The organism is Pedobacter steynii (assembly GCF_900103665.1).
Taxonomy (GTDB): Bacteria; Bacteroidota; Bacteroidia; order Sphingobacteriales; family Sphingobacteriaceae; genus Pedobacter; species Pedobacter steynii.
Genome location: NZ_FNGY01000003.1, coordinates 338,663 through 358,393, shown reverse-complemented (window position 1 = coordinate 358,393; position 19,731 = coordinate 338,663). Strand labels below are relative to the sequence as shown.

The 19,731-nt window shown below is 43.5% G+C and carries 13 protein-coding genes; 6 read left to right on the top strand and 7 right to left on the bottom strand.

The genetic code is table 11. The annotated features are described in order from the left end of the window. Positions 1-74: 74 nt before the first annotated feature. A complete protein-coding gene (locus BLQ87_RS33735) occupies positions 75-230 on the bottom strand; it encodes a hypothetical protein (RefSeq protein WP_172664762.1) in 156 nt (51 codons plus the stop codon). Positions 231-351: 121 nt separating this feature from the next. Further along, the gene (locus BLQ87_RS09795; RefSeq protein ID WP_245723829.1) at positions 352-1,230 is read right to left on the bottom strand and encodes an AraC family transcriptional regulator; all 879 of its coding nucleotides are present in this window, start codon (positions 1,228-1,230) and stop codon (positions 352-354) included. A 163-nt stretch (positions 1,231-1,393) separates the two neighbouring features. On the opposite strand from BLQ87_RS09795, the gene BLQ87_RS09790 reads away from it, so the two are divergent. The 4 genes from BLQ87_RS09790 (at position 1,394) to BLQ87_RS09775 (ending at position 9,182) form a co-directional block, all read left to right on the top strand. Further along, positions 1,394-3,223 carry a sodium:solute symporter family protein gene (locus BLQ87_RS09790; protein WP_074605973.1) on the top strand — a complete coding sequence of 610 codons (1,830 nt, stop codon included), beginning with the start codon at positions 1,394-1,396 and terminating at the stop codon, positions 3,221-3,223. 81 nt (positions 3,224-3,304) lie between these two features. After that, a complete protein-coding gene (locus tag BLQ87_RS09785; RefSeq protein WP_317048269.1) occupies positions 3,305-4,432 on the top strand; it encodes a glycoside hydrolase family 130 protein in 1,128 nt (375 codons plus the stop codon). Positions 4,433-4,512: 80 nt separating this feature from the next. Next, positions 4,513-7,662 (top strand): SusC/RagA family TonB-linked outer membrane protein, encoded by a 3,150-nt coding sequence (locus BLQ87_RS09780; RefSeq protein ID WP_083361780.1) that lies wholly within the window; start codon positions 4,513-4,515, stop codon positions 7,660-7,662. A gap of 11 nt (positions 7,663-7,673) precedes the next feature. Then, positions 7,674-9,182 (top strand): SusD/RagB family nutrient-binding outer membrane lipoprotein, encoded by a 1,509-nt coding sequence (locus BLQ87_RS09775; RefSeq protein ID WP_074605971.1) that lies wholly within the window; start codon positions 7,674-7,676, stop codon positions 9,180-9,182. Between the two features lie 289 nt (positions 9,183-9,471). Here the strand turns inward: BLQ87_RS09775 and BLQ87_RS09770 are convergent, their stop codons facing one another. Beyond that, on the bottom strand, positions 9,472-9,768 hold the full coding sequence (locus tag BLQ87_RS09770) for a hypothetical protein (protein ID WP_143010398.1): 297 nt from the start codon (positions 9,766-9,768) through the stop codon (positions 9,472-9,474). Between the two features lie 511 nt (positions 9,769-10,279). Here BLQ87_RS09770 and BLQ87_RS09765 point away from each other — a divergent pair. Together BLQ87_RS09765 and BLQ87_RS09760 are read left to right on the top strand one after the other, a co-directional pair. Further along, positions 10,280-10,690 (top strand): GtrA family protein, encoded by a 411-nt coding sequence (locus BLQ87_RS09765; protein ID WP_074605969.1) that lies wholly within the window; start codon positions 10,280-10,282, stop codon positions 10,688-10,690. Between the two features lie 14 nt (positions 10,691-10,704). After that, positions 10,705-12,411 carry an ArnT family glycosyltransferase gene (locus BLQ87_RS09760; protein WP_074605968.1) on the top strand — a complete coding sequence of 569 codons (1,707 nt, stop codon included), beginning with the start codon at positions 10,705-10,707 and terminating at the stop codon, positions 12,409-12,411. Here the strand turns inward: BLQ87_RS09760 and trxA are convergent. The 4 genes from trxA to BLQ87_RS09740 form a co-directional block, all read right to left on the bottom strand. Next, positions 12,404-12,694, bottom strand: coding sequence for a thioredoxin (gene trxA, locus BLQ87_RS09755; protein WP_074605967.1), 291 nt, complete (start codon positions 12,692-12,694; stop codon positions 12,404-12,406). The two genes, BLQ87_RS09760 and trxA, sit on opposite strands and share 8 nt — an antisense overlap. A gap of 67 nt (positions 12,695-12,761) precedes the next feature. After that, positions 12,762-13,058 carry a Dabb family protein gene (locus BLQ87_RS09750; protein ID WP_074605966.1) on the bottom strand — a complete coding sequence of 99 codons (297 nt, stop codon included), beginning with the start codon at positions 13,056-13,058 and terminating at the stop codon, positions 12,762-12,764. 365 nt (positions 13,059-13,423) lie between these two features. Continuing rightward, complete coding sequence (locus BLQ87_RS09745; protein WP_074605965.1) at positions 13,424-14,335, bottom strand: PorP/SprF family type IX secretion system membrane protein; 912 nt, start codon at positions 14,333-14,335, stop codon at positions 13,424-13,426. 11 nt (positions 14,336-14,346) lie between these two features. Next, on the bottom strand, positions 14,347-19,551 hold the full coding sequence (locus BLQ87_RS09740) for a CehA/McbA family metallohydrolase (RefSeq protein WP_074605964.1): 5,205 nt from the start codon (positions 19,549-19,551) through the stop codon (positions 14,347-14,349). Positions 19,552-19,731: the final 180 nt, after the last annotated feature.

The window sequence follows — 19,731 nt, the reverse complement described above, 5'->3', positions numbered from 1 at the left end:
CTCATATTACGTCTTGAAAAAGGAGCCAATTACGATGGTTTCCTCTTTTAAAGAAGAACAGAAGATGAAAATTATTAAAAATTAAAAATCGAATTGGCTAAAAGCTCGTTGCTTTCTATTGTCTTTCCACTAGTGATTTTCGCATATTTATTAAGCGTTTTATCTACCGTAATTTTAACACCCAATGATATGCCAATTGCTTTTAGTTTTTTTCTTGAGACAGCCTTCATAATAAAATATCTTTTATAGTGTACTGCAAATGTATCGATATTTTACTTTAAATTAAACTAGTTCGCTATTTAATTATCTTTAAAATAAAAAAAAAAATAGTATTTTTAGATAATTCACCTCTTATATGAACGACCTTGTCCCGGAAAAGCTATCCCGGAATTCTTTAGGTGTACAATTCTTTTTCTTCTTAAAAATCCGGTTAAAGTTTGAAATGTTATTGAACCCGCATTTATAAGCAATCTCGGCGACCGTCTGCGTGCTGGAGATGAGCAGTTTCGTCGCATGTCCCAACCGGATCTCATTCAGACTGTCGATAAAAGTACTCCCTGTCCGTTTCTTGATAAACCTGCTGAAGGATACTTCCGGCATACTGGCCACCTTTGCCACCTCTTCCAGGGATATTCCACGGTTATAATTCGCATTCATATAATCAAATGCCTTCTCTATTCTTCTGCTGTTGTAATTGAACTGCTCGTTGTTAAAACTGGAATTGGACAAGGTTCTCATGTTCCTGGAAATAGAGAGGTCGTGGAGAATAGAAAAAAGCTCCAGAACTGAATCAAAACCTTTCTTCTGGTTTAAAGAAAGCAATCTTGGGCTCAGCCTTTCAATGGTCTCGGCAGAAAAGAGAATTCCTTTTTGAGAACGTTCAAACATGTTGGAGATGAAATTCAGCTGATTTCTTTTGAGCAAACGTTCATCAAACAAATCTTTGTGAAACTGTATCGTAATCTCCAGGATCTCTTCGCTTTTACACTGGTGTGTAAACCAGGCATGGTACAGGTTTGGCCCAATAAAAACAAGCTCTGCATCTTCGATCGTATCAATATGATCCCCGACAATCCGTTTGGCTCCTTTCGCATGAAGAATCAGGTTCAGTTCATACTCTTCATGGTAATGAAGCGGAAAGTCAAAATCCTTCTTCGTCCTCGAAAAAATAGTAAAGCAATCGCTTTGGGTTAAAGGGGTAATCTCCCTGACTATATTATTGCCCATCATATAAATATAATGATTTTGATATGAATTGATTATAATTCTGTTAAAATAGTACTATGGTAAATTAGGATTAATAATATGATAGTGAGTCTTTTTGATTTGTGAATACAATTAATTGTTAAAATAGTATTAAAGCTGCGTGCGAAAATAGTATAGTTTTGAGTCCATGAAGTTCCAACCTGTCGACATCATTATTATTGTAACGTATCTTATCAGCACCATCATTATTGGCTTTTGGTATCGTAAGAAAGCAAAGGAAAACAAAGAGAGTTATATCATGGGAGGGAAGTCTCTTCCATGGTATAAGCTGGGTCTGAGCGATGCTTCTGATATGTTTGATATCAGCGGAACGATGTGGATGGTGAGCCTTTGTTTTGTTTATGGAATGAAAAGCATCTGGATCCCCTGGTTATGGCCGGTCTTCAATCAGGTATTTCTGATGATGTACCTTTCCAAATGGCTGAGAAGGTCTAATGCCACAACAGGAGCCGAATGGTTGTCTACCCGCTTTGGAACGAGAGGTAGAGGGGTTGGGGCCTCCCATAAAGTGGTCGTTACTTTTGCTTTATTAAGCTGCCTGGGCTTCCTTGCCTATGGCTTTATTGGTCTCGGTAAATTTGTCGAGATTTTCATCCCATGGGATTTGGTGAAAGATTATGTTCCTTTTACCGTAGCACCACATTATGTGGCCCATTTCTATGGCATCATTTTCACCCTTTTTGCCATGTTCTATTCCATTTTGGGAGGCATGCATGGCATCGTATTCGGCGATATGATCAAATATGCGATCATGACGGTAGTTTGTATTTCCATCGCGGTGATTGCTGTGGTTAACCTGAACGGCCAGAAACTGCATGTGCCGGAAGGTTGGGACAGCCCCTTCTTTGGAACTCACCTGGATCTGGACTGGACGGATATCATTACCGATGTCAATAAAAAGATAGAAAGCGATGGATATTCCCTGTTCAGCATTTTCTTCATGATGATGTTGTTTAAAGGTGCTTTTGCCTCACTGGCCGGACCGCCGCCAAACTATGATATGCAAAAAATTCTGTCCACACGCTCCCCAAAGGAAGCCAGTAAAATGAGTGGATTTGTGTCGATCGTATTGTTGCCGATCCGTTATTCCCTCATCGTAGGACTCACCGTTCTGGGGATTCTTTATTACGACCAGATGAACCTCCGCGGCTTAGATGGGGCAATTGATTATGAACGTATTTTGCCGGCAAGTATCAATAGTTTTGTCCCTGCCGGATTGTTTGGTCTGGTGCTCACCGGACTGCTTGGCGCATTTATGGGTACTTTCAGCGGAACCTTAAATGCGGCACAGGCTTACATTGTGAACGATGTATACCTGAAATACATCAACCCCAATGCTTCCAATAAAAAGATCATCTCCATGAATTACTGTTCCGGCGTATTGGTCGTAGCAGTGGGGATTACACTAGGCTTTTTTGCAAAAGATGTGAACAGCGTATTGCAGTGGATCGTCTCTGCATTATATGGGGGATACATCGCTGCCAACGTATTGAAATGGCATTGGTGGAGGTTCAATTCCAACGGCTTTTTCTGGGGCATGTTTACCGGAATTGTCTCTGCACTGGTCTTTACGAGGTTCTTTGCAGGTGTAGAGTTTTTATATTATTTCCCCTTGTTGTTTATCCTTTCTTTGGCGGGGTCCATTATTGGTACTTATATGGCGCCGCCAACAGAGGAGGAAACGCTCAAAAGCTTTTATAAAACGGTTCGCCCATGGGGATTCTGGGGACCGGTCCAGAAGCTGGTCATTGCTGATGATCCATCCTTTGTGGCGAACAAAAATTTCGGCAGGGACATGTTCAATGTGGTCCTTGGGATCATCGCCCAGCTCTGCCTCACCCTATTGCCAATGTACCTGATCTTGATGATGAAACTTCCATTGCTGATGACCATTGCAATCCTGGCCGTCATCATTTTCATCCTCAAAAGAACCTGGTGGAATAAACTCGAAGATTAAACACACAAACAGAACGAAAGATATATGATGGATTACGACAAGAGGTTGGCGCAGCTTATGGCTGCCCATCAATCTCTGATTATGCGCGAAAACGAAGCAGAAAGCTTAGGAAATGGCATTTTTAGCCGATACAAATATCCGGTATTAACCGCTGCACATACCCCCTTATACTGGCGCTATCACCTGAACAGGGACAGTAACCCCTTCCTGATGGAGCGCATTGGGATCAATGCGGTATTTAATCCGGGAGCAATCAAATGGAACAACAAATACCTGCTCATCGCAAGGGTGGAAGGAAACGATAGAAAGTCCTTTTTCGCCATTGCGGAAAGTACCAACGGAATCGATCAGTTTAAGTTCCGCGAATGCCCGGTGATCATTCCTGAGACGGAAATTCCGGATACGAACATCTACGATATGCGGATCACAACACATGAGGATGGATGGATCTATGGGCTGTTTTGCACGGAAAGAAGAGATCCTGATGCCCCGGAAGGAGATCAGACAGCAGCATTGGCACAATGTGGCATTGTAAGGACCAAAGACCTGATTACCTGGGAAAGGCTCGCCGACCTGAAAACAACCTCATTACAGCAGCGGAACGTGGTCCTTCATCCGGAATTTGTGGAGGGAAAATATGCCTTTTATACCCGCCCACAGGATTCTTTTATTGAGGCGGGAAAAGGAGGCGGGATTGCTTTCGGCCTTTCTGAATCTATGGAAAATGCAATGGTTCCGGAAGAGGTAATCGTTGATAGAAAACAATACCATACGGTTTACGAAGCTAAAAACGGACAAGGGCCGGCACCGATAAAAACGAAATATGGCTGGTTACACCTGGCACATGGTGTAAGGAATACTGCAGCGGGCCTGCGCTATGTCCTCTATGTATTTATGACCGATTTAAAAGAGCTCAGCCGGGTGATTCATAAGCCTGCAGGATACTTTCTTGCGCCTGAAGGGGCAGAAAGAGTGGGCGATGTCTCTAATGTAGTGTTCAGTAATGGCTGGATCAGTGATGAGGACGGAAAGGTCTTTATCTATTATGCTTCTTCAGATTCCCGCATTCATGTAGCTACAAGTACAATAGACCAGTTACTGGATTACGTACTCCATACTCCTGAGGATGAATGGAGGTCGGCGGCCACGGTACAACGGATATATCAATTGATTGATCAGAACAAAAAAGACAAGTTGCCTATGGGATAAGAAACAGAACCAACCCAGAAAACATCCCTCAAATGGCGATTGGCCATTGAAAAAATTGAACCACCAAAATATAACCAAATATGAAAACTTTATTTACGATGTTGAGGATCAGCGCTATTCAGCTGTTCCTCCTCTTATTGCTGTTTGATCCTACCTTTGCCAGGAGTAAAAGCAGTCTGGAAATGCGTCTGCAGGTCCAGGACACCCGGATAACGGGAACCGTTACCGATGCTCAGGGAAACAAATTGCCAGGGGTATCCGTCCTGGTCAAAAATCAGCAAGGGAAAGGAACGACCTCCAATCAGGAGGGTAAATTCAACCTGGACGCGCCTTCAGATGCCGTCCTGATCTTCCGTTTTATAGGCTTCAAAGAAATGCAGGTCGCTGTAAATGGCAGAAAAGAAATTAATGTCTCTTTAGCAGAGGACGATGTGGCATTGAAAGAAGTCGTGGTCACCTCTCTGGGGATCAAAAGAGAAAAAAAGGCCCTGGGTTATGCCGTAACGGAAGTGAAGGGCGAGGAGTTTACCAAGGCGAGAGAAACGAATGTTGCCAATTCCCTGGTGGGAAGGGTTGCGGGTGTCAACGTGACCAAACCTGCTTCAGGATCTATGGGCTCCAGCAGGGTGGTGATTCGTGGAAATGGCTCCATCTCCGGAAATAACCAACCTTTATATGTGATTGACGGAATCCCGTTGGTCAACACCAATTTCGGTCAGAGCTCGGTGTTTTATGGCGGTGGAGATGGTGGAGATGGTATTTCCAGCATCAATCCGGACGATATTGAAAGTATGAGTGTCTTGAAAGGCGGACCGGCGGCGGCACTTTATGGAGCGAGAGCTTCCAATGGTGCGATTCTCATTACCACCAAATCCGGAAAAGCCCAAAAAGGAATAGGAGTGGAGTATAATGGTTCTTACACACTGGACCAGCCTATTTTTAACAATGAAAAAGATTTTCAATATGTGTACGGACAGGGAACAAACGGGATGGCCCCGAAAGATAAGGCTGCTGCCCTTCAGGCAGGAACTTCCAACTGGGGTGCAAAACTGGACGGCTCGCCGGTGATGCAGTTTGATGGCGTTCTTCGTCCGTACAGCGCGGTGAAGAACAACAGCCGCAATTTTTATAATGACGGGAATACCTTTGCCAATACGATTTCCCTATATGGTGGATCGGAAAAAGCAACACTTCGCTTTTCTGCGTCAGATCTGAATAACCACGACCTGATGCCCAATTCCAGTTTGAAAAGGAATAATTTTTCTTTGAATGGAAACCTGAAAGCAACAGATAAGCTGACGGCACAAATGAGCATTCAGTACATCAGAGAGCGCGTAGAAAACAGGCCAAGTTCGGGCGACTTTTCCTGGAACCCCAATGTAGGCGTTCAATTGCTCCCTACCAATTATGATGTCAGAAACCTGAGTAAAAGAGTAGATGAAAATGGGAATGAATACCTCGTCTCCTCAAATATCTACCTGGCGAATCCTTACTTTATTGCTTATGATATGCAAAACAGGGATAGAAAAGACCGCATCATCGCTTCTGCAGATTTAAAATATGATTTCACTTCATATCTCTATGCACGTTTGCTGGCGGGAACAGATTTCGCTTACCGTCTTTCGGAAAATGTAACCCCGGAGGGAAGCGCGATTGCCAATGGAAGTATGAGCGAAAATCAACGTTATGTGGGGGAGTTCAATTCTCAGTTGATGCTGGGCTTCAAGAAAAATATTGCGAGTGATTTTTCTGTTGATGCCTTTGTAGGTGGGAATATCATGAAGAGCAAGGAGTCAAATTTAAATGTTTCGGGAAGCCAGTTTATCGTTCCTTTCTTTTATTCTGTGAACAATACCGTTACGCAGGGAAGAAGCTATAACCTGTACAAAAAACAATTCAACTCTCTTTTTGCTTCTGCAGAATTGGGTTACAAAGGATATTTGTACGCCACTTTTACGGGACGTAACGATTGGTTCTCTACCTTGAGCAGAGCCTCTAACAGCATCTTTTATCCTTCCGCAAGTTTGAGTTTTGTCGCCTCACAAGCCATAACGATGCCATCCTGGATCAGCTTTGCGAAATTGCGTACCGCCTGGTCGAAAACCGGAAGTGATTCGGATATTTCTGCCTATGCACAATCGCTCACTTATTACTTCGGTCAGCAGCACCTGGGACAGTCTTTAGCTTATGTGAATGAAGGAACGATTCCGAATACGCGTTTAAAACCAGCAACCTCTAAATCTTATGAATTGGGATTAGATACCAGATTGTTCAACGACCGCATCGGTCTGGAACTGACCTGGTATAACCGGAAAACGGTAAATGACATTCTGAGCAGCCAGATTTCCATTGGTTCGGGTTTCAGCAATGTACGTTTGAACAGCGGAGAAATGGTCAATAAAGGATTGGAAATGATGATTTCCGGTACCGTCTTTAAGCAAAACTCGATGAGCTGGGACATGTCTTTCAATATGGGCTATAACAAGAACAACATCATTTCTTTAGCCGATGGACAGCAGTCAATGACGATACAGCAGAGCCGTCCCGGATTATATGGAGATGGAGGTACCCCTGTATTCATCAGAGCAGAAGTAGGAAAGCCTTTTGGCATTATTCAGGGCTCTGGCTATAAGCGCGATGGCAGCGGAAAGATTGTCTTTAACGCAAAAGGTCTTCCTGTGGAAGGGGAGTTGAGAAATATTGGAAATAGTGTTTCTCCATATACATTGGGTTACAATAACAATTTCAGGTATAAAAACTTTAACCTCAGCATTTTGCTGGATGCGAAATTAGGAGGAAAAATCTCCTCAGGAACAAATAATCTGGCTTATCTGGCTGGTTTGAGTAAGGAAACCTTGCCTGGTCGTGAGGAAGGTGTTGTTGGTGCCGGTGTTAATGAACAGGGGCAACCGAACACAGTCAATGTTCCTGCTCAGGAATATTACAGCTGGGTGGCCAATCACATTGCGGAAGAATTTGTATACGATGCCAGTTTTGTCAAATTACGACAGGTTGTGCTGGGGGTCAATCTGCCGAAAACCTGGGTAAACAAAATCAAAATGAGCGATATCAGTCTTTCATTTGTGGCCAGAAACCTGTTTACCCTTTATAAAAAAGTGCCATTGGTGGATCCGGAATCGACCTTCCTTACCGGAAATGTACAAGGTATCGAAATGCTTTCTGTACCGGCAACACGTTCCTTTGGCTTAAACCTGAATTGTAAGTTTTAAAAATCAAGACGATGAAGCAGAAAACTTTATATATAGCAGCATTATGGGTATTGCTGGGTACTTCTTGTACCAAAGATCTGGAAGAGATGAACATCAATCCAAATCAACCCACAAAAGTAGAACCGGGACCGTTGTTTACTGCTTTGGAGTTGCGCCAGGCCGGAACTTCTGTTGCCAGAAGAAGCAATGTCGGTTTCGGAATGATGATGGTTCAGCAGACAGCAACCACAAAAATCGACGATCTGGAAGGTGATAAATACCTGCAGTCGGAGAGTGCCGCTCTTTTATTCAATGAAGAGTATGCCGTTCCTGCCATCAACATGGCTATGCTGATCGATATGTTAAAGCAGGCTCCTGAAAAAGTAAACCTTTATGCCGCTGCAAGAATCTGGAAAGTGATGCAGATGCACCGGCTGACAGATGCTTATGGCGATGTTCCTTATTCACAAGCGGGACAAGGATTTCTGCAGCAGATTTATAAGCCGGCCTACGATAAGCAGTCGGACATCTATGCGGATATGCTGAAGGAACTGGAACAGGCCACAAAAGCACTTGATCCTGCGAAAACCACTTTTGGTGCTGCAGATATCATCTATCAGGGGAAAACAGAACAATGGAAACGTCTGGGGAATTCCCTAATGCTGCGTTTGGCATTGCGTCTGATCAAGGTTGATCCGGCAATGGCGAAACAATGGGCGTTAAAAGCAATTCAGGGTGGTGTAATGCAAAACAATGCCGATATCTGTTACATGAGACATACCGGTCCTCAGCAGGAGCTGGCTAACCCGATTGCTTTTGATTTTCAAAAGTTCGACCTCATCAGGGCCGGAGACATTAAGATGGGGAAAACATTTATGGATTACCTGAAAGCAACAAATGATCCGCGGCTAGAGGTTTACAGTTCTCTGCCTGACGGAAACAGCGATCCTGCGCTACAAAAAGGATTGCCAAATGGTTACAATGCAAGTACCATTTCTGCAACTCCGGGTGGAGGAGACCTGAGTACTTATTCGATCTTCAATGTGAAGACCATTCTGCCGCTAACGGCGCCTACTTTTTTTATCACTTATGCGGAAACTGAACTCATGCTGGCCGAGGCTGCAGCAAGGGGATGGACAACGGACCAGGCGGCAACACATTACCGCGCTGCGGTTGAAGCGTCTATGGATCAGCAAAAACTGTATGGTAAAACCATTTCTACAACGGCAACCAGTGATTATCTGACCACAGGAAACCCGTTCCCGACGGGAGGAAGTCTGGATTTGCAACTGAAATCTATCAATGAGCAATACTGGGTGGTTACCTTTTTAAACGGTTGGGAAAGTTATGCCAACTGGAGAAGAACAGGTATCCCTCAGCTAATCCCGGTTAACTATCCTGGAAATGTAACTGGCGGAACGATCCCGAGAAGGTTCACTTTCCCCAGAAATGAATACAGCACCAACGGAGAACATGTTAAACAGGCCATTGCACAACAAGGGCCGGATACTTATACCACCAGGGTATGGTGGGATAAATAAGAAAAAATAGTAAAATGGCCGGATACCTGATTTACAAAGCAAATCAGGTATCCGGCCATTTGCTTTTATCAGTACCACTCCTGCTTCAGGACGCTCTTAATCTGCATCTGATTTGCTTCAACAGGTATCCCGGGGGAATCCCGTCAATAGCAAAGCATTCCGGAACCTGGAAACGGAGTATGAGGTACTAAAAAACAAAATGGAACACCTCCCCGGGAAGCCTGGTTAAATTTGATTTGCTTTCTTAAACACAGGGTATCCTGATGTTATGGATACCCTGCATGAAAAATTATTTTAATGCAATAGTAGCGCTTGGGCTAAGAATCGTTCCGGTAGACTTTCCATCGGCTGCTTTAACGCCATCTATCCATATTTCAACTACAAGTGTAGAATTAGCATCAACACCGGTTCCGGATACACCAAAACTTACGGCATGGGCCGAGGAAGAAATGGTATATTCATTACTTGTCCAGTTTTGCGTATTTAGACTTGTAAAGGTTTCGGCTTTGCCAGAACCGTCTGTGTAAACAGCGTTGCTGATTTTTGTGCCTGTAGAACCAATGGCTTTGAATACTACTTTATGCATGTTGTTTGAAGGTGCATCTTTCTTGTCTTTTTTACACGCAAATAATAGGGTTAAGCTTAAAATTAATGATAGTGATAGGATTTTTGTAATTCTGTTCATAGATTTTTTAAATAGTTATTGGTTATATATTTTAAAATGCCGAAAAACAAATGTTGTGCCAATAACTGCGAAAACTTGATCCTGAGACAGGATTTTCAGATCTGTAGTTTGCGTGTGTTTTAATTTTATTTTCGTAAAATATTGATTTAAATGTATTTAAAATATGATATTTGCCAGGTGAATATGAATTGTTAAAAAGATGTTACACTTGTCTCCATAGAGAGACTTGTCTGTTTCTATAGCTTATTCTATACAGTTGTCTTAGTTTTTATTATCGTTATTAAATAATTAATACTCACGTTTAATAAGGAAGCGTAAATTACAGGGAGAGGTATTTCTCGAGCTTCGATGGATGGTTTTGAGGAAGGGAATTGAAATTTATATGTACTTTTGCGGGAAAGTATCTTTTTCTATGATGACCCTTGCTGCAATTGAATTAAATAACACTTTTCTTTTTAAGTTTTTGAAATTCGGTGTCGTAGGTTTTTCAGGGCTGATCGTAGATTTTGGAGTTACTTATCTCTGCAAAGAGAAGTTGAAAATTCATAAATACATTTCCAGTTCATTGGGCTTTATTGTGGCCACCACGACAAATTATACCTTAAACCGTTACTGGACTTTTAACAATCACGATGCGGCGAGTATTACCCAGTTTGGCAAATTCTTTGTCATCTCTCTGGTGGGATTATTCTTAAGCAATACCCTGATTTACCTGCTCAACGATAAGTTGAAATGGAATTTCTATGTAGCGAAGGCCTGTGCCATTGTGATCATTTCTTTGTGGAACTTCTTTGCCAATTACCTGTATACCTTCTCCAGTTAAAACCTGATCTTTAAATGCTGCAAACGAAAAAGAGTGCTGAACAGATATTGCTTATTTTTTTAGGGGTATGGACCCTTTTGAATATTATTCAGGCAACCTTTGTAGAGGTGCATGCCGATGAGGCTTATTATTGGGTGTACTCCCGTTTTTTAGACTGGGGATACTTTGATCATCCGCCAATGGTGGCGCTATTTATCAAAATCGGAGATGCTTTATTACCGGGGACACTGGGATTGAGGTTGTTTACAGTCATCACCAGTACACTTTCTGTTTTCCTGCTTTGGAAGATCGTAAAGCCTTATGCCGAAAATATAAAGCTCTTTATCCTTTTATTTGCGTCGGTGGTTCTTTTTCATGTGTATGGTTTTATTACGACCCCCGACTCGCCATTGTTCTTTTTTACAGTACTGTTTTTTTATATCTACCAGAAATATGTGGCATCTGATCAGCTTAAATGGGCTTTTCTTCTGGCATTGGTGATTGCTTGTTTATTGTATAGCAAATACCATGGAATCCTGGTTTTATTTTTTACGATCCTTTCTAACCTAAAGTTGTTAAAACGGCCTTCTTTCTGGCTGATTGTTGGCATTGCTGTTCTTGCTTTTCTTCCCCACATCTGGTGGCAGGTGCAAAATAATTATCCTTCATTTTATTACCATGTCATTGACCGTTCCGCAGCTTTCTATAAATCGAAGTTTACAACAGAATATCTGCTCGCTCAGCTGGCACTTGCCGGACCGCTTGTAGGCTGGTTTCTGTATCAGGCGGCTGTGAGATTGAAAACGGAAGACGCATTCATCAGGGCGATCAAAGTTAACTTTTATGGCATTTTCATTTTCTTTCTTTTTAGTACGCTCAAAGGAAGGGTAGAGGCACACTGGACTTTGCCGGGAATGCTTTGTTTATTTATCCTTGCCTATCTTTTTATGGCAAAGAAGGAAACTCCGAAATGGTTGGAGAAGCTGGCCATCGTCAATATAGTCCTGATCATTTTGACCAGGTTAATCCTCATCATTCCGGTCGGTTCTTTAATGAAAATTAAAGTGGTTGCTTATTACTTTGGTAATCAGGTTTGGGCAAAGCAGATTCATGAAAAGGCAGGAGATGCCCCGGTCATCTTTACGGATTCTTTTCAAGTCCCTTCGCGATATAATTATTACAATCGGAGCATCAAAGGTTTCGGCTACGATTCACGGTATTACCGGAAGAATCAATATGACATCTGGTCGCTGGAAGATAGCCTCAGAAACAAAAAGGCCTATTATGTTTTACCATCCAGTCATGGGGAAGGAATGAAGCAAGATACCATTTCCACTTCAAAAGGGCCGTATTATGGCCGTTGGATAGCGTCGGTAAGGATGTATCAAAAAGTTGCGGTTAACCCGGTAGAAAAGCTTGCAACTTTAAAAAAAGGAACAGAGATTTCCTTGAAACTGAAAATTACAAATCCATATGATGAGGAAATCTCTCTGGGCAATAGCGGCGAAAAATGGAAATGTTTTCTCGAATACAGTTTCAGGAATGGAGAAGACCTGGCCGAATTTAAGCAGGTCATTGCTGATCTGGAGCACATCCGGATTCCTGCAAAGCAATCTGTGGAACTGCCTGCCAAGTTTATCGCCCCTTCATCCGCCGGAAAATATAAACTCATCTTTTCCTTAAGAACAGAACCTTTCAGTGGTGGAAGAAACAGCAATATGATTGCTGTTGAAGTTAAATAGACAGTTGTTTTAGCAGGCTCATCTGGTCTATCATTCCTGAATGGCGCCAGATGATTTCTCCCTTTTTAAAAAGGAGGAAGGTTGGCACGGCTTTGACATTGTATTTCGCTGCAGCAGCCTGATTTTTATCGATATTGATTTTGATCACCCTTGCCCTTCCCTCCGTAATTCTGGCGACCTCCTGAATCACAGGGTTCATCGATTTACATGGTCCACACCAGTCGGCATAAAAATCTACGAGTACCGGGGTTTCTGATTGAATAAGTTCCTGAAATGCGCTCATATCTGTTTTTTGAATTCCGGAGAAAATGTAAGCACTGAGGCGGTCGTTTTCTCCGGTTTGTGGTTAATTATAATGCGTCATAAATGGTGACCTTTTCAAAAAGACCACGGAATTCATCTAAGAAAGCAAGGTGTAAAGGATGCGTTTGATAAACGTCATGTCCGGCAAGATCTTCAAAAATAATGATCAAAGAAAAAGTATAAGAGGTATCCACTACGGCGCGCTCAATGGGAGCAGGGACGCCTACATAAAAAGTCTTTACAGATTCGATTTTTTCTAATGATTCAACACCTTTTCTGAAAGCGGTTTTCTGATCTTCGGTGGTATCGGCTTTTAGCCAGAATAAAACGTGGTGAGCTAACATATTCTAATTGTTTTTTTGTAAATATAACGAATTAGAAAATCTCTGATAATAAAGACTCGGAGACAGGGCCTGAAACCTGCCCCCGGAATCTTAATCTAGCGTGCTTTTACTAAAACGCGACAGGGGGAGAAAACGCTACAGGAAATTGTAAATAATTATTTTTAATGTATTTGGCATAATGATTAATTCGTTGAGTAATAAATTAATACAGAGGTGAATTGTGGGAGTAAACAAAACCTATTGAAGCTTTTTCCGATGAAACGGAATTTGTCCCGGAGAAAACGAGATGAAAAAGAAAGCCGGATGTTAAATAGCTAACATCCGGCTTTTCAGCTGTTAAAAAGGCTTTTTTTCTTAATATCCGGCTACTTTTTGCCGATATTGAATTTAAGGTTGACCTCAAAGTCGCCATCGGTATAACCGGTAATGGCAGAGGTTGCCGTATTGTAATAAGCCATTATATATAAGCTCGACTTGTAATTTATGCCCAGGCCAACCGTTACATTTTCCGTGCTGTGGTACATGCCCATCAGGTACAGCTTGTCGTTGGCAAAGCTGGCATTAACCCCGGCATCCCATAGGTTATCATAATTCTTGATTCCTCTGAATACCCCTTTAGGCTCAAGTCTGACTGCATCCACATCGCTGCCCAGGTTGAATTTGTAACTTATTGCGGAGTAAAATGTAGGCTTATCTGCATAATTTAAATCTTCTTTTTTAAATGCAGAACGCAGATTCGGGATGGAGCCTTCAATGTTTAATCCTTTGGAGGTATAGGCAACTCCAAAATCACCATCTACGAGATAACCTCTGTCGTTAAACCTGGCAATCGAAGGGTCATTGATGTCGCTGTTTTTTAAGCTGCTCAGGTCAAAACGGTCCTTGCTCGCGCCGAAAGAGAGGCCAAAGCTTAACCCTTTGTCATCTGCATTGAGGGGAAGGTGGTAGGCAAAAGTCGCTACTGCTTTGGTATGTTGTATTCCGCCTGCCTTTTCATTACATACATTTACACCAAGACCGACTTTACCCAATTGCTGATCGAGGGTAATCCCCTGACTAAGCGGAGCGCCTGGAATGTTTGACCATTGTTTGCGAAAGCTTCCGTTAATATTTAAACCGCTGCCTGCTCCTGCCATTGCCGGATTGACCAGGTATTTGTTATGAAAATACTGTGCATTCAGAGGAAGGATCTGTGCCTTTAATTCCTGCATAAATACCGATGTAAATAACAGTAAACTAAGGCTGATGTGTTTTATATGTGGATTGATTGATTTCATGTCTCTATAAATTAATCTCTGATAATATTGATATACCCTTTGAAATTACCTAGTCCGGCGCCCATATCCAGAATGTAGTAATAAGTGCCTTCCAGAAGTGGACTGCCATTTACAGTACCGTCCCAGTCGTTGGCATAGGATTGTCGCTGAAACAATACCCGCCCGCTCTGGTCAAAGATTCTCAGCGTATTTTTAGGATAATAATCAATGTTTTTAATCACGAACCTGTCATTAATACCATCTCCGTTCGGCGTAATGAGGGTTCCTGCTTCCAGTTTGTAATCATCGGCCACACTGATCGAAATGCTTTGTTCTGAACTGCAACCACTGGCATTGGTTACGGTCACTTTATAATTGCCGCTTTGTTTTGGCCTTATAGATACCGTGGCGCTATTTTGTCCGCTTAACACTTCATTGCCCGTCCAGCTGTATTGCGTTCCCCCTGTGGCTGTTAACTGGATCACATCTCCTTTAGAGATATTGCCTCCTTTGCTGCTTAAGATCTGTATTACCGGCAAAGCGTTGATCGTAATGGTTGCGGTTCCTGTTTGTGCCTGTGTACCGTAAGCATCTGTAACGCTGACTAACTTATAGGTAAACAAACCTGAATTGTTTGAGGGCGCAGTTGTGCTGGCAACATTCGTATTGCTGATCAGACGGATAGTATTGCCTCCATTTATCGAATATAAAAAGGTGAATGGAGCGGTTCCTGTTGTGCCATTGAAGGTGACTGCCGGCGGAGTACCATTGACACATACTGCCGCGGAACCTGATATTGTAGCTACCGGCAATGGTTTTACGACAACTGTTGCAGATCCTGTTTGCGGCTGACTGCTATTGGCATCACGCACATTGGTCAGCGTATAGGTAAAGCTGCCCGGTGTTTGGGTCGGAACTTCCAGCATTGCCGTATTTCCTGAGCTGTTCAGGCTTTGTGTTTCGCCTCCGTTGATCTGATAACTGAAGGTAAAAGGAGGGACACCAGCTGTCGCGGTAAAGATGATCATCGGTGCCGGGCTGCCTATGGCCACGGTGGTATTGCCACTGATGGTTCCGGATGCTTTTGCATGGATCGTTAAAGTTGCAGGTTTGTAATCAATGGAATAATTAGGGCTCAGCGCGAGATTGCCCTGGGTAATCTGGTAGGTCCCTGCAGCTTCTCCGGTATTCCTGCTCAGCTGACCTGAAAATACATCTGTTTTTATCGGTGCTGTTGATGAAGTATAGGTAAATACCGGATCTGCTGCTCCGGCTAGTTTCTGTTTGTTTTCGGCAGTAACCACCATTGGTAGTTGTGCAACAGTTAAAATCTGTTGTTTTGGTGTCGCCGGACTGTAGAGTGCATTGCCTTCCTGGTTCGCTGTAATCGTAGTTACCCCGGCATTGACGATACGGATTTTATGGTCTGTGATCGTGGCAACATTTGCATCAGAAGTAGTATAGGTCAGGTTGATGTCCGTATTGTCGCTGCTGGCACCAATTTCCATGTCAGGATCTCCATAAGTGGCGGTTCTGGTCGGATTGAAAGTGATGGTTTGGGTTTTCGGAATAAAGCTGTCGTCGCGGGTATACCAGATTGGAGAGGTGATGATCCTGCTTCCGTCAGTTTCCAGAATGTCAGCATAATAATAACCTGTGGCTAAATTCGTCAAATCACTATGGGTATAATTTAGTACTCCCGAGCTACTGTTACTGAGTTGGGTGGGGTTAACGCCACTTCCCGGCGTTCCATACATCAGTTTGATGCTCGTTACGGGATTGGTGGTTGCGGTGCTGACTGAGATTACTGGTCCGGCGACACCGGTAAAGGTACTGCCCAGCGGCATTTTATTTAAAGTGAAGGTTACCTTTGCTGCCGAATCCTGAGAAGCATAAAAACGCATTTTCTTAATGGCATCCAGGAGATCGTTTTCTGTGAGTGCAGGGGCGAGGACCACCAATCTGGCACGGGTATGTCGTCCAAAGGTTAAATTGTGATTGTCGTGGTCAATGCTGGCACCAAGACGGTATCCTTTGGCCAGCATGCGGTTGTAATACCCGAGGTAACTCATCGAGCTGGCCGGATCTGAATAGGTCAGGTTGGTAGAGAAGGCAGGGCCGCTTTCAAGCGCTGTTCCTACAATGGCACTGTCTGCACTTAAATCATAAGTGGCCAATAAGTTGTTGTAATCTGCTGTACTTGGATGCGCAAGGGTAGCAATGGCATTCAATCCATGGCGGTTGATGGCCCTGAATAATCCTGTCGGGCCCGTGTATACACTTTTAGGAACATAGATCTGGTGTTCTCCGGTTTCCCATCCGATTAGCGAATCTATTCCGTAAACGATCACGTGACCACCACCGCTGATGACACCCCATTCCATGCCGTGAAGGGCGAGGAAAGTGGAAGTAGTTGCTTTTTTAGCGGCATCCATGCCTGGCTGCCAGTTGGCAAGCGACATTCCTGCTCCGGTATGGTTATGCTCGGAAAGGCCGAGAAAGTCCATTTTCATGGAATTCTTCGCAAATTCATAATCATCTTCGGGTTTTTTAGTCTTATCGTCTTTATTCCCGTCTGAATAACTGCTATGACTGTGCAGGTTTCCGTAATAGAAATTAAGGCTGTTAGGGTCTAAAATGCCTGTTTTATGACTTCCTGTAAGTGGGCTGCTGCTCAGGTATAACGGACCACCACTACAACTGCTGTTGAGGGCGAAAATATAAAAATAGTAAGTTGTGTTTTGAGCGAGCCCGTTTCTGATGAAGCTGTTTCCTGTTCCTCTTTTAATTACTGTGCCACCTCCTAAAGCGTCTCCAACGGTGTAAACCGTTTGGTTGACAGGGCTGGCAGTAAGTGTATTGTTGGTGCTCATCACCACCAGGTACTCATCCGCATTATTGGCAGGCGTGTAGCTCCCCTGGATAAAGTTGTAATTCGATGAAGTTACGGTAAAAGCGGTAGGCTGACTTGCCGGAATGGCACAGGGCGCAGGTGTTTTTGTAATTTCAGATCCGTTGAGTGAGTTTGTGCTGAGGTATTTCGGCCCCCCTGTGCAGGAGATGTTGTTTAAAGAGAAAATGAAGTAGTAATATTTAGTGGAGTTTGGGAGTCCGGTATCTGTGAACGTTGAGCCCACAATGCGGGCGGCAACAATGCCACCACCGATGGCAGTCCCTTTATTGTAAACAGTTCCGTCTACTGGTAAGGCCGTCAGGCTGGGTGATAAGCTTCTGATGATCAGGTATTCGTTGGCATCTGTAGCTGCGGTAAAGCTGCCTGTAATGCTGTTGGTGCTGATGTTGCTAAAAATTAATGAACCGGCAATGGTAGCTGGTGCCACACATGGAGGAAGGTTGGGCGGCAGGTGAACGCCCAGTCTGTTCAGGTCGTCATCGTCTATGGCATTCTGAACGATGGGGATGGCCAATTGGGTCCAGTCGTCGATATTGAAAGTTGGCGTTGGTCCGGTTACGGATATATTTCTTACATAAGAGATGTCTTTCGCGTTGATACCTTGTCCGAAAGCGTCAATGATGTTGTTGTCGTTGTCCAACAGGGTAACGCCGTCATTTCCATTGAAGTTGATCACCAGATTGCTGGTTTGTGCAGCACTGGCCGGGGTTAAGTAAGAAACCTCAGCACCATTTCCTGTATTGCCAATCAATACTGTTCCCTGAGCAGGAATGATCACGTTTAGGTTCACAGTCTGGGATGGGTTTGGCGTAATGTTAATGTTGCCGGCATCTCCTGAAATGTTATATAATGCAAGTTTTAATTGTAAAGTGGCGGTGTTGACCGGACTATTGCTCAGGTTACTCAGTTCAATCCATTTGTTGGTGGAAGTACCTTCGTAATACTGACTGATGATTACCGGAATGTTTAGGGCCGGTGGGTTCTTGGTGGTCGCGTTCAGTATACTGATGGCCGTTTGTGTATTTGAGGTTGCATCAGACGCGACGAGGTAAATGTTGTAGGCTGTACTGGCAACTAATCCGGTGATGGTTTGTGTGGCATCAGTATTGGCTGTATTGACCATCAAGCCCGACTTTAATGCGGCAATTCCATTGCCATCCAGGCCTGCTTTTATCTGTGCAGTGGTCGTTGGTGCCGTTCCTGTAGCTGGAATTAAAACATAATACGTTGTTCCATCTTCATTGATGTTGCTGATCAATTCCAGTGTCGTATTGCCAATGGTACCCATTTTTGGGTAGCCTGCGGTATTAACGGGCGCTGTGACATCCGGATTTAAGGTTGTCGCATTTAAGGTAGAAAATGTAGTTTGAAGGTTTGGTATGGCCGCAGCATCCGCGGATACGCTGAATATTTTGTAAGCCGTGCTTGGATTTAAGCCATTGATGGTAGTACTGGCTTCGATATTCGCTGTATTTGGAATGCTACCTGATTTAAATGCGGCGATTCCATTGCCATCCTGGCCATTTTTTATTTGTGTGGTGTTGGTTGGAGCGGTTCCTGAAGCTGGGATCAATACATAATAAGTAGTCCCGGGTTCATTGATGTTTGTTAAAAGATCAATAGAGCTGGAACTGATGTTGTTGGTTTTTGGGTAGTTAAGGGCATTCACAGGGGGAGTATTGTCAGTTCCTCCGGTACTGGAAACGTTTCCGCCAATGTCAAAACCCATTCTTCCCGGAGCAGGGGAATTGAAGCCCCAGCCGCCAGTTGCGGTTTGTCCGCTTGCATAAAAACGCAAGGTAATGGTGGTTCCTGAAGCTACATTTTGCAAAGCAGTAACTCCCGAAAGGCTGATGGTTGGAAAAGGGCTTGTCGTTGAATTGGTCACATTGGCTGCCAGAACAGTAGACGGAGCGCCAATAAGTGTAAAATTGGTGCCATCCAGGCTGTAGGCAAACTGAACACTTACTCCTGAATTTGCGTAATAGGCGCCAGTCCCGGCGAAAATTGCGTTGATGGTGGAGAGGGAAATGGTTTTTCCGCTGGAGACAGCGAGGGTTACCTCGTAATAATCTGTGTTTGCAACACTGATCCCATCGTTTCTAAAGCCAGTGGTCCTGAAAGAGTTTCCTGCCATACTGGCGGGTGCGCCGGCTCCTCTGGTCAGTACGGGAGCAGCAGTAAGTCCTGGATCATAGGTGTTGGCTGTGGAGGTGGGGAGCTGATTCTGTCCGCTGAAGTCCCAGCTGGCAATTTGAGCCTGAAGCTGGGCGGGAAAATAAAGAACAACAAAAAATAACAACAATAGTAATTGTTTTTTCATAAGAGCATAGGTTTAGATTGCCAAAAATATACGCAAAAAATTCCGCTGATGTTAATTTGTTGTTAAATATTGTGTTTGTTGAAAAATAAAGTTAATGATCTCATTTTTTAAGAGTTAGCATCATTATTTTAGAGTTAAATCTGCTTATATTGCTTCTTGTTGAAAAATAGGGGATTACAA

What these genes read in the sequence shown, in the direction of transcription:
- BLQ87_RS33735 (WP_172664762.1), bottom strand. Translation starts at nt 230, where the DNA reads ATGAAGGCTGTCTCAAGAAAAAAACTAAAAGCAATTGGCATATCATTG.
- BLQ87_RS09795 (WP_245723829.1), bottom strand. Translation starts at nt 1,230, where the DNA reads ATGATGGGCAATAATATAGTCAGGGAGATTACCCCTTTAACCCAAAGC.
- BLQ87_RS09790 (WP_074605973.1), top strand. Translation starts at nt 1,394, where the DNA reads ATGAAGTTCCAACCTGTCGACATCATTATTATTGTAACGTATCTTATC.
- BLQ87_RS09785 (WP_317048269.1), top strand. Translation starts at nt 3,305, where the DNA reads ATGCGCGAAAACGAAGCAGAAAGCTTAGGAAATGGCATTTTTAGCCGA.
- BLQ87_RS09780 (WP_083361780.1), top strand. Translation starts at nt 4,513, where the DNA reads ATGAAAACTTTATTTACGATGTTGAGGATCAGCGCTATTCAGCTGTTC.
- BLQ87_RS09775 (WP_074605971.1), top strand. Translation starts at nt 7,674, where the DNA reads ATGAAGCAGAAAACTTTATATATAGCAGCATTATGGGTATTGCTGGGT.
- BLQ87_RS09770 (WP_143010398.1), bottom strand. Translation starts at nt 9,768, where the DNA reads ATGCATAAAGTAGTATTCAAAGCCATTGGTTCTACAGGCACAAAAATC.
- BLQ87_RS09765 (WP_074605969.1), top strand. Translation starts at nt 10,280, where the DNA reads ATGATGACCCTTGCTGCAATTGAATTAAATAACACTTTTCTTTTTAAG.
- BLQ87_RS09760 (WP_074605968.1), top strand. Translation starts at nt 10,705, where the DNA reads ATGCTGCAAACGAAAAAGAGTGCTGAACAGATATTGCTTATTTTTTTA.
- trxA (WP_074605967.1), bottom strand. Translation starts at nt 12,694, where the DNA reads ATGAGCGCATTTCAGGAACTTATTCAATCAGAAACCCCGGTACTCGTA.
- BLQ87_RS09750 (WP_074605966.1), bottom strand. Translation starts at nt 13,058, where the DNA reads ATGTTAGCTCACCACGTTTTATTCTGGCTAAAAGCCGATACCACCGAA.
- BLQ87_RS09745 (WP_074605965.1), bottom strand. Translation starts at nt 14,335, where the DNA reads ATGAAATCAATCAATCCACATATAAAACACATCAGCCTTAGTTTACTG.
- BLQ87_RS09740 (WP_074605964.1), bottom strand. Translation starts at nt 19,551, where the DNA reads ATGAAAAAACAATTACTATTGTTGTTATTTTTTGTTGTTCTTTATTTT.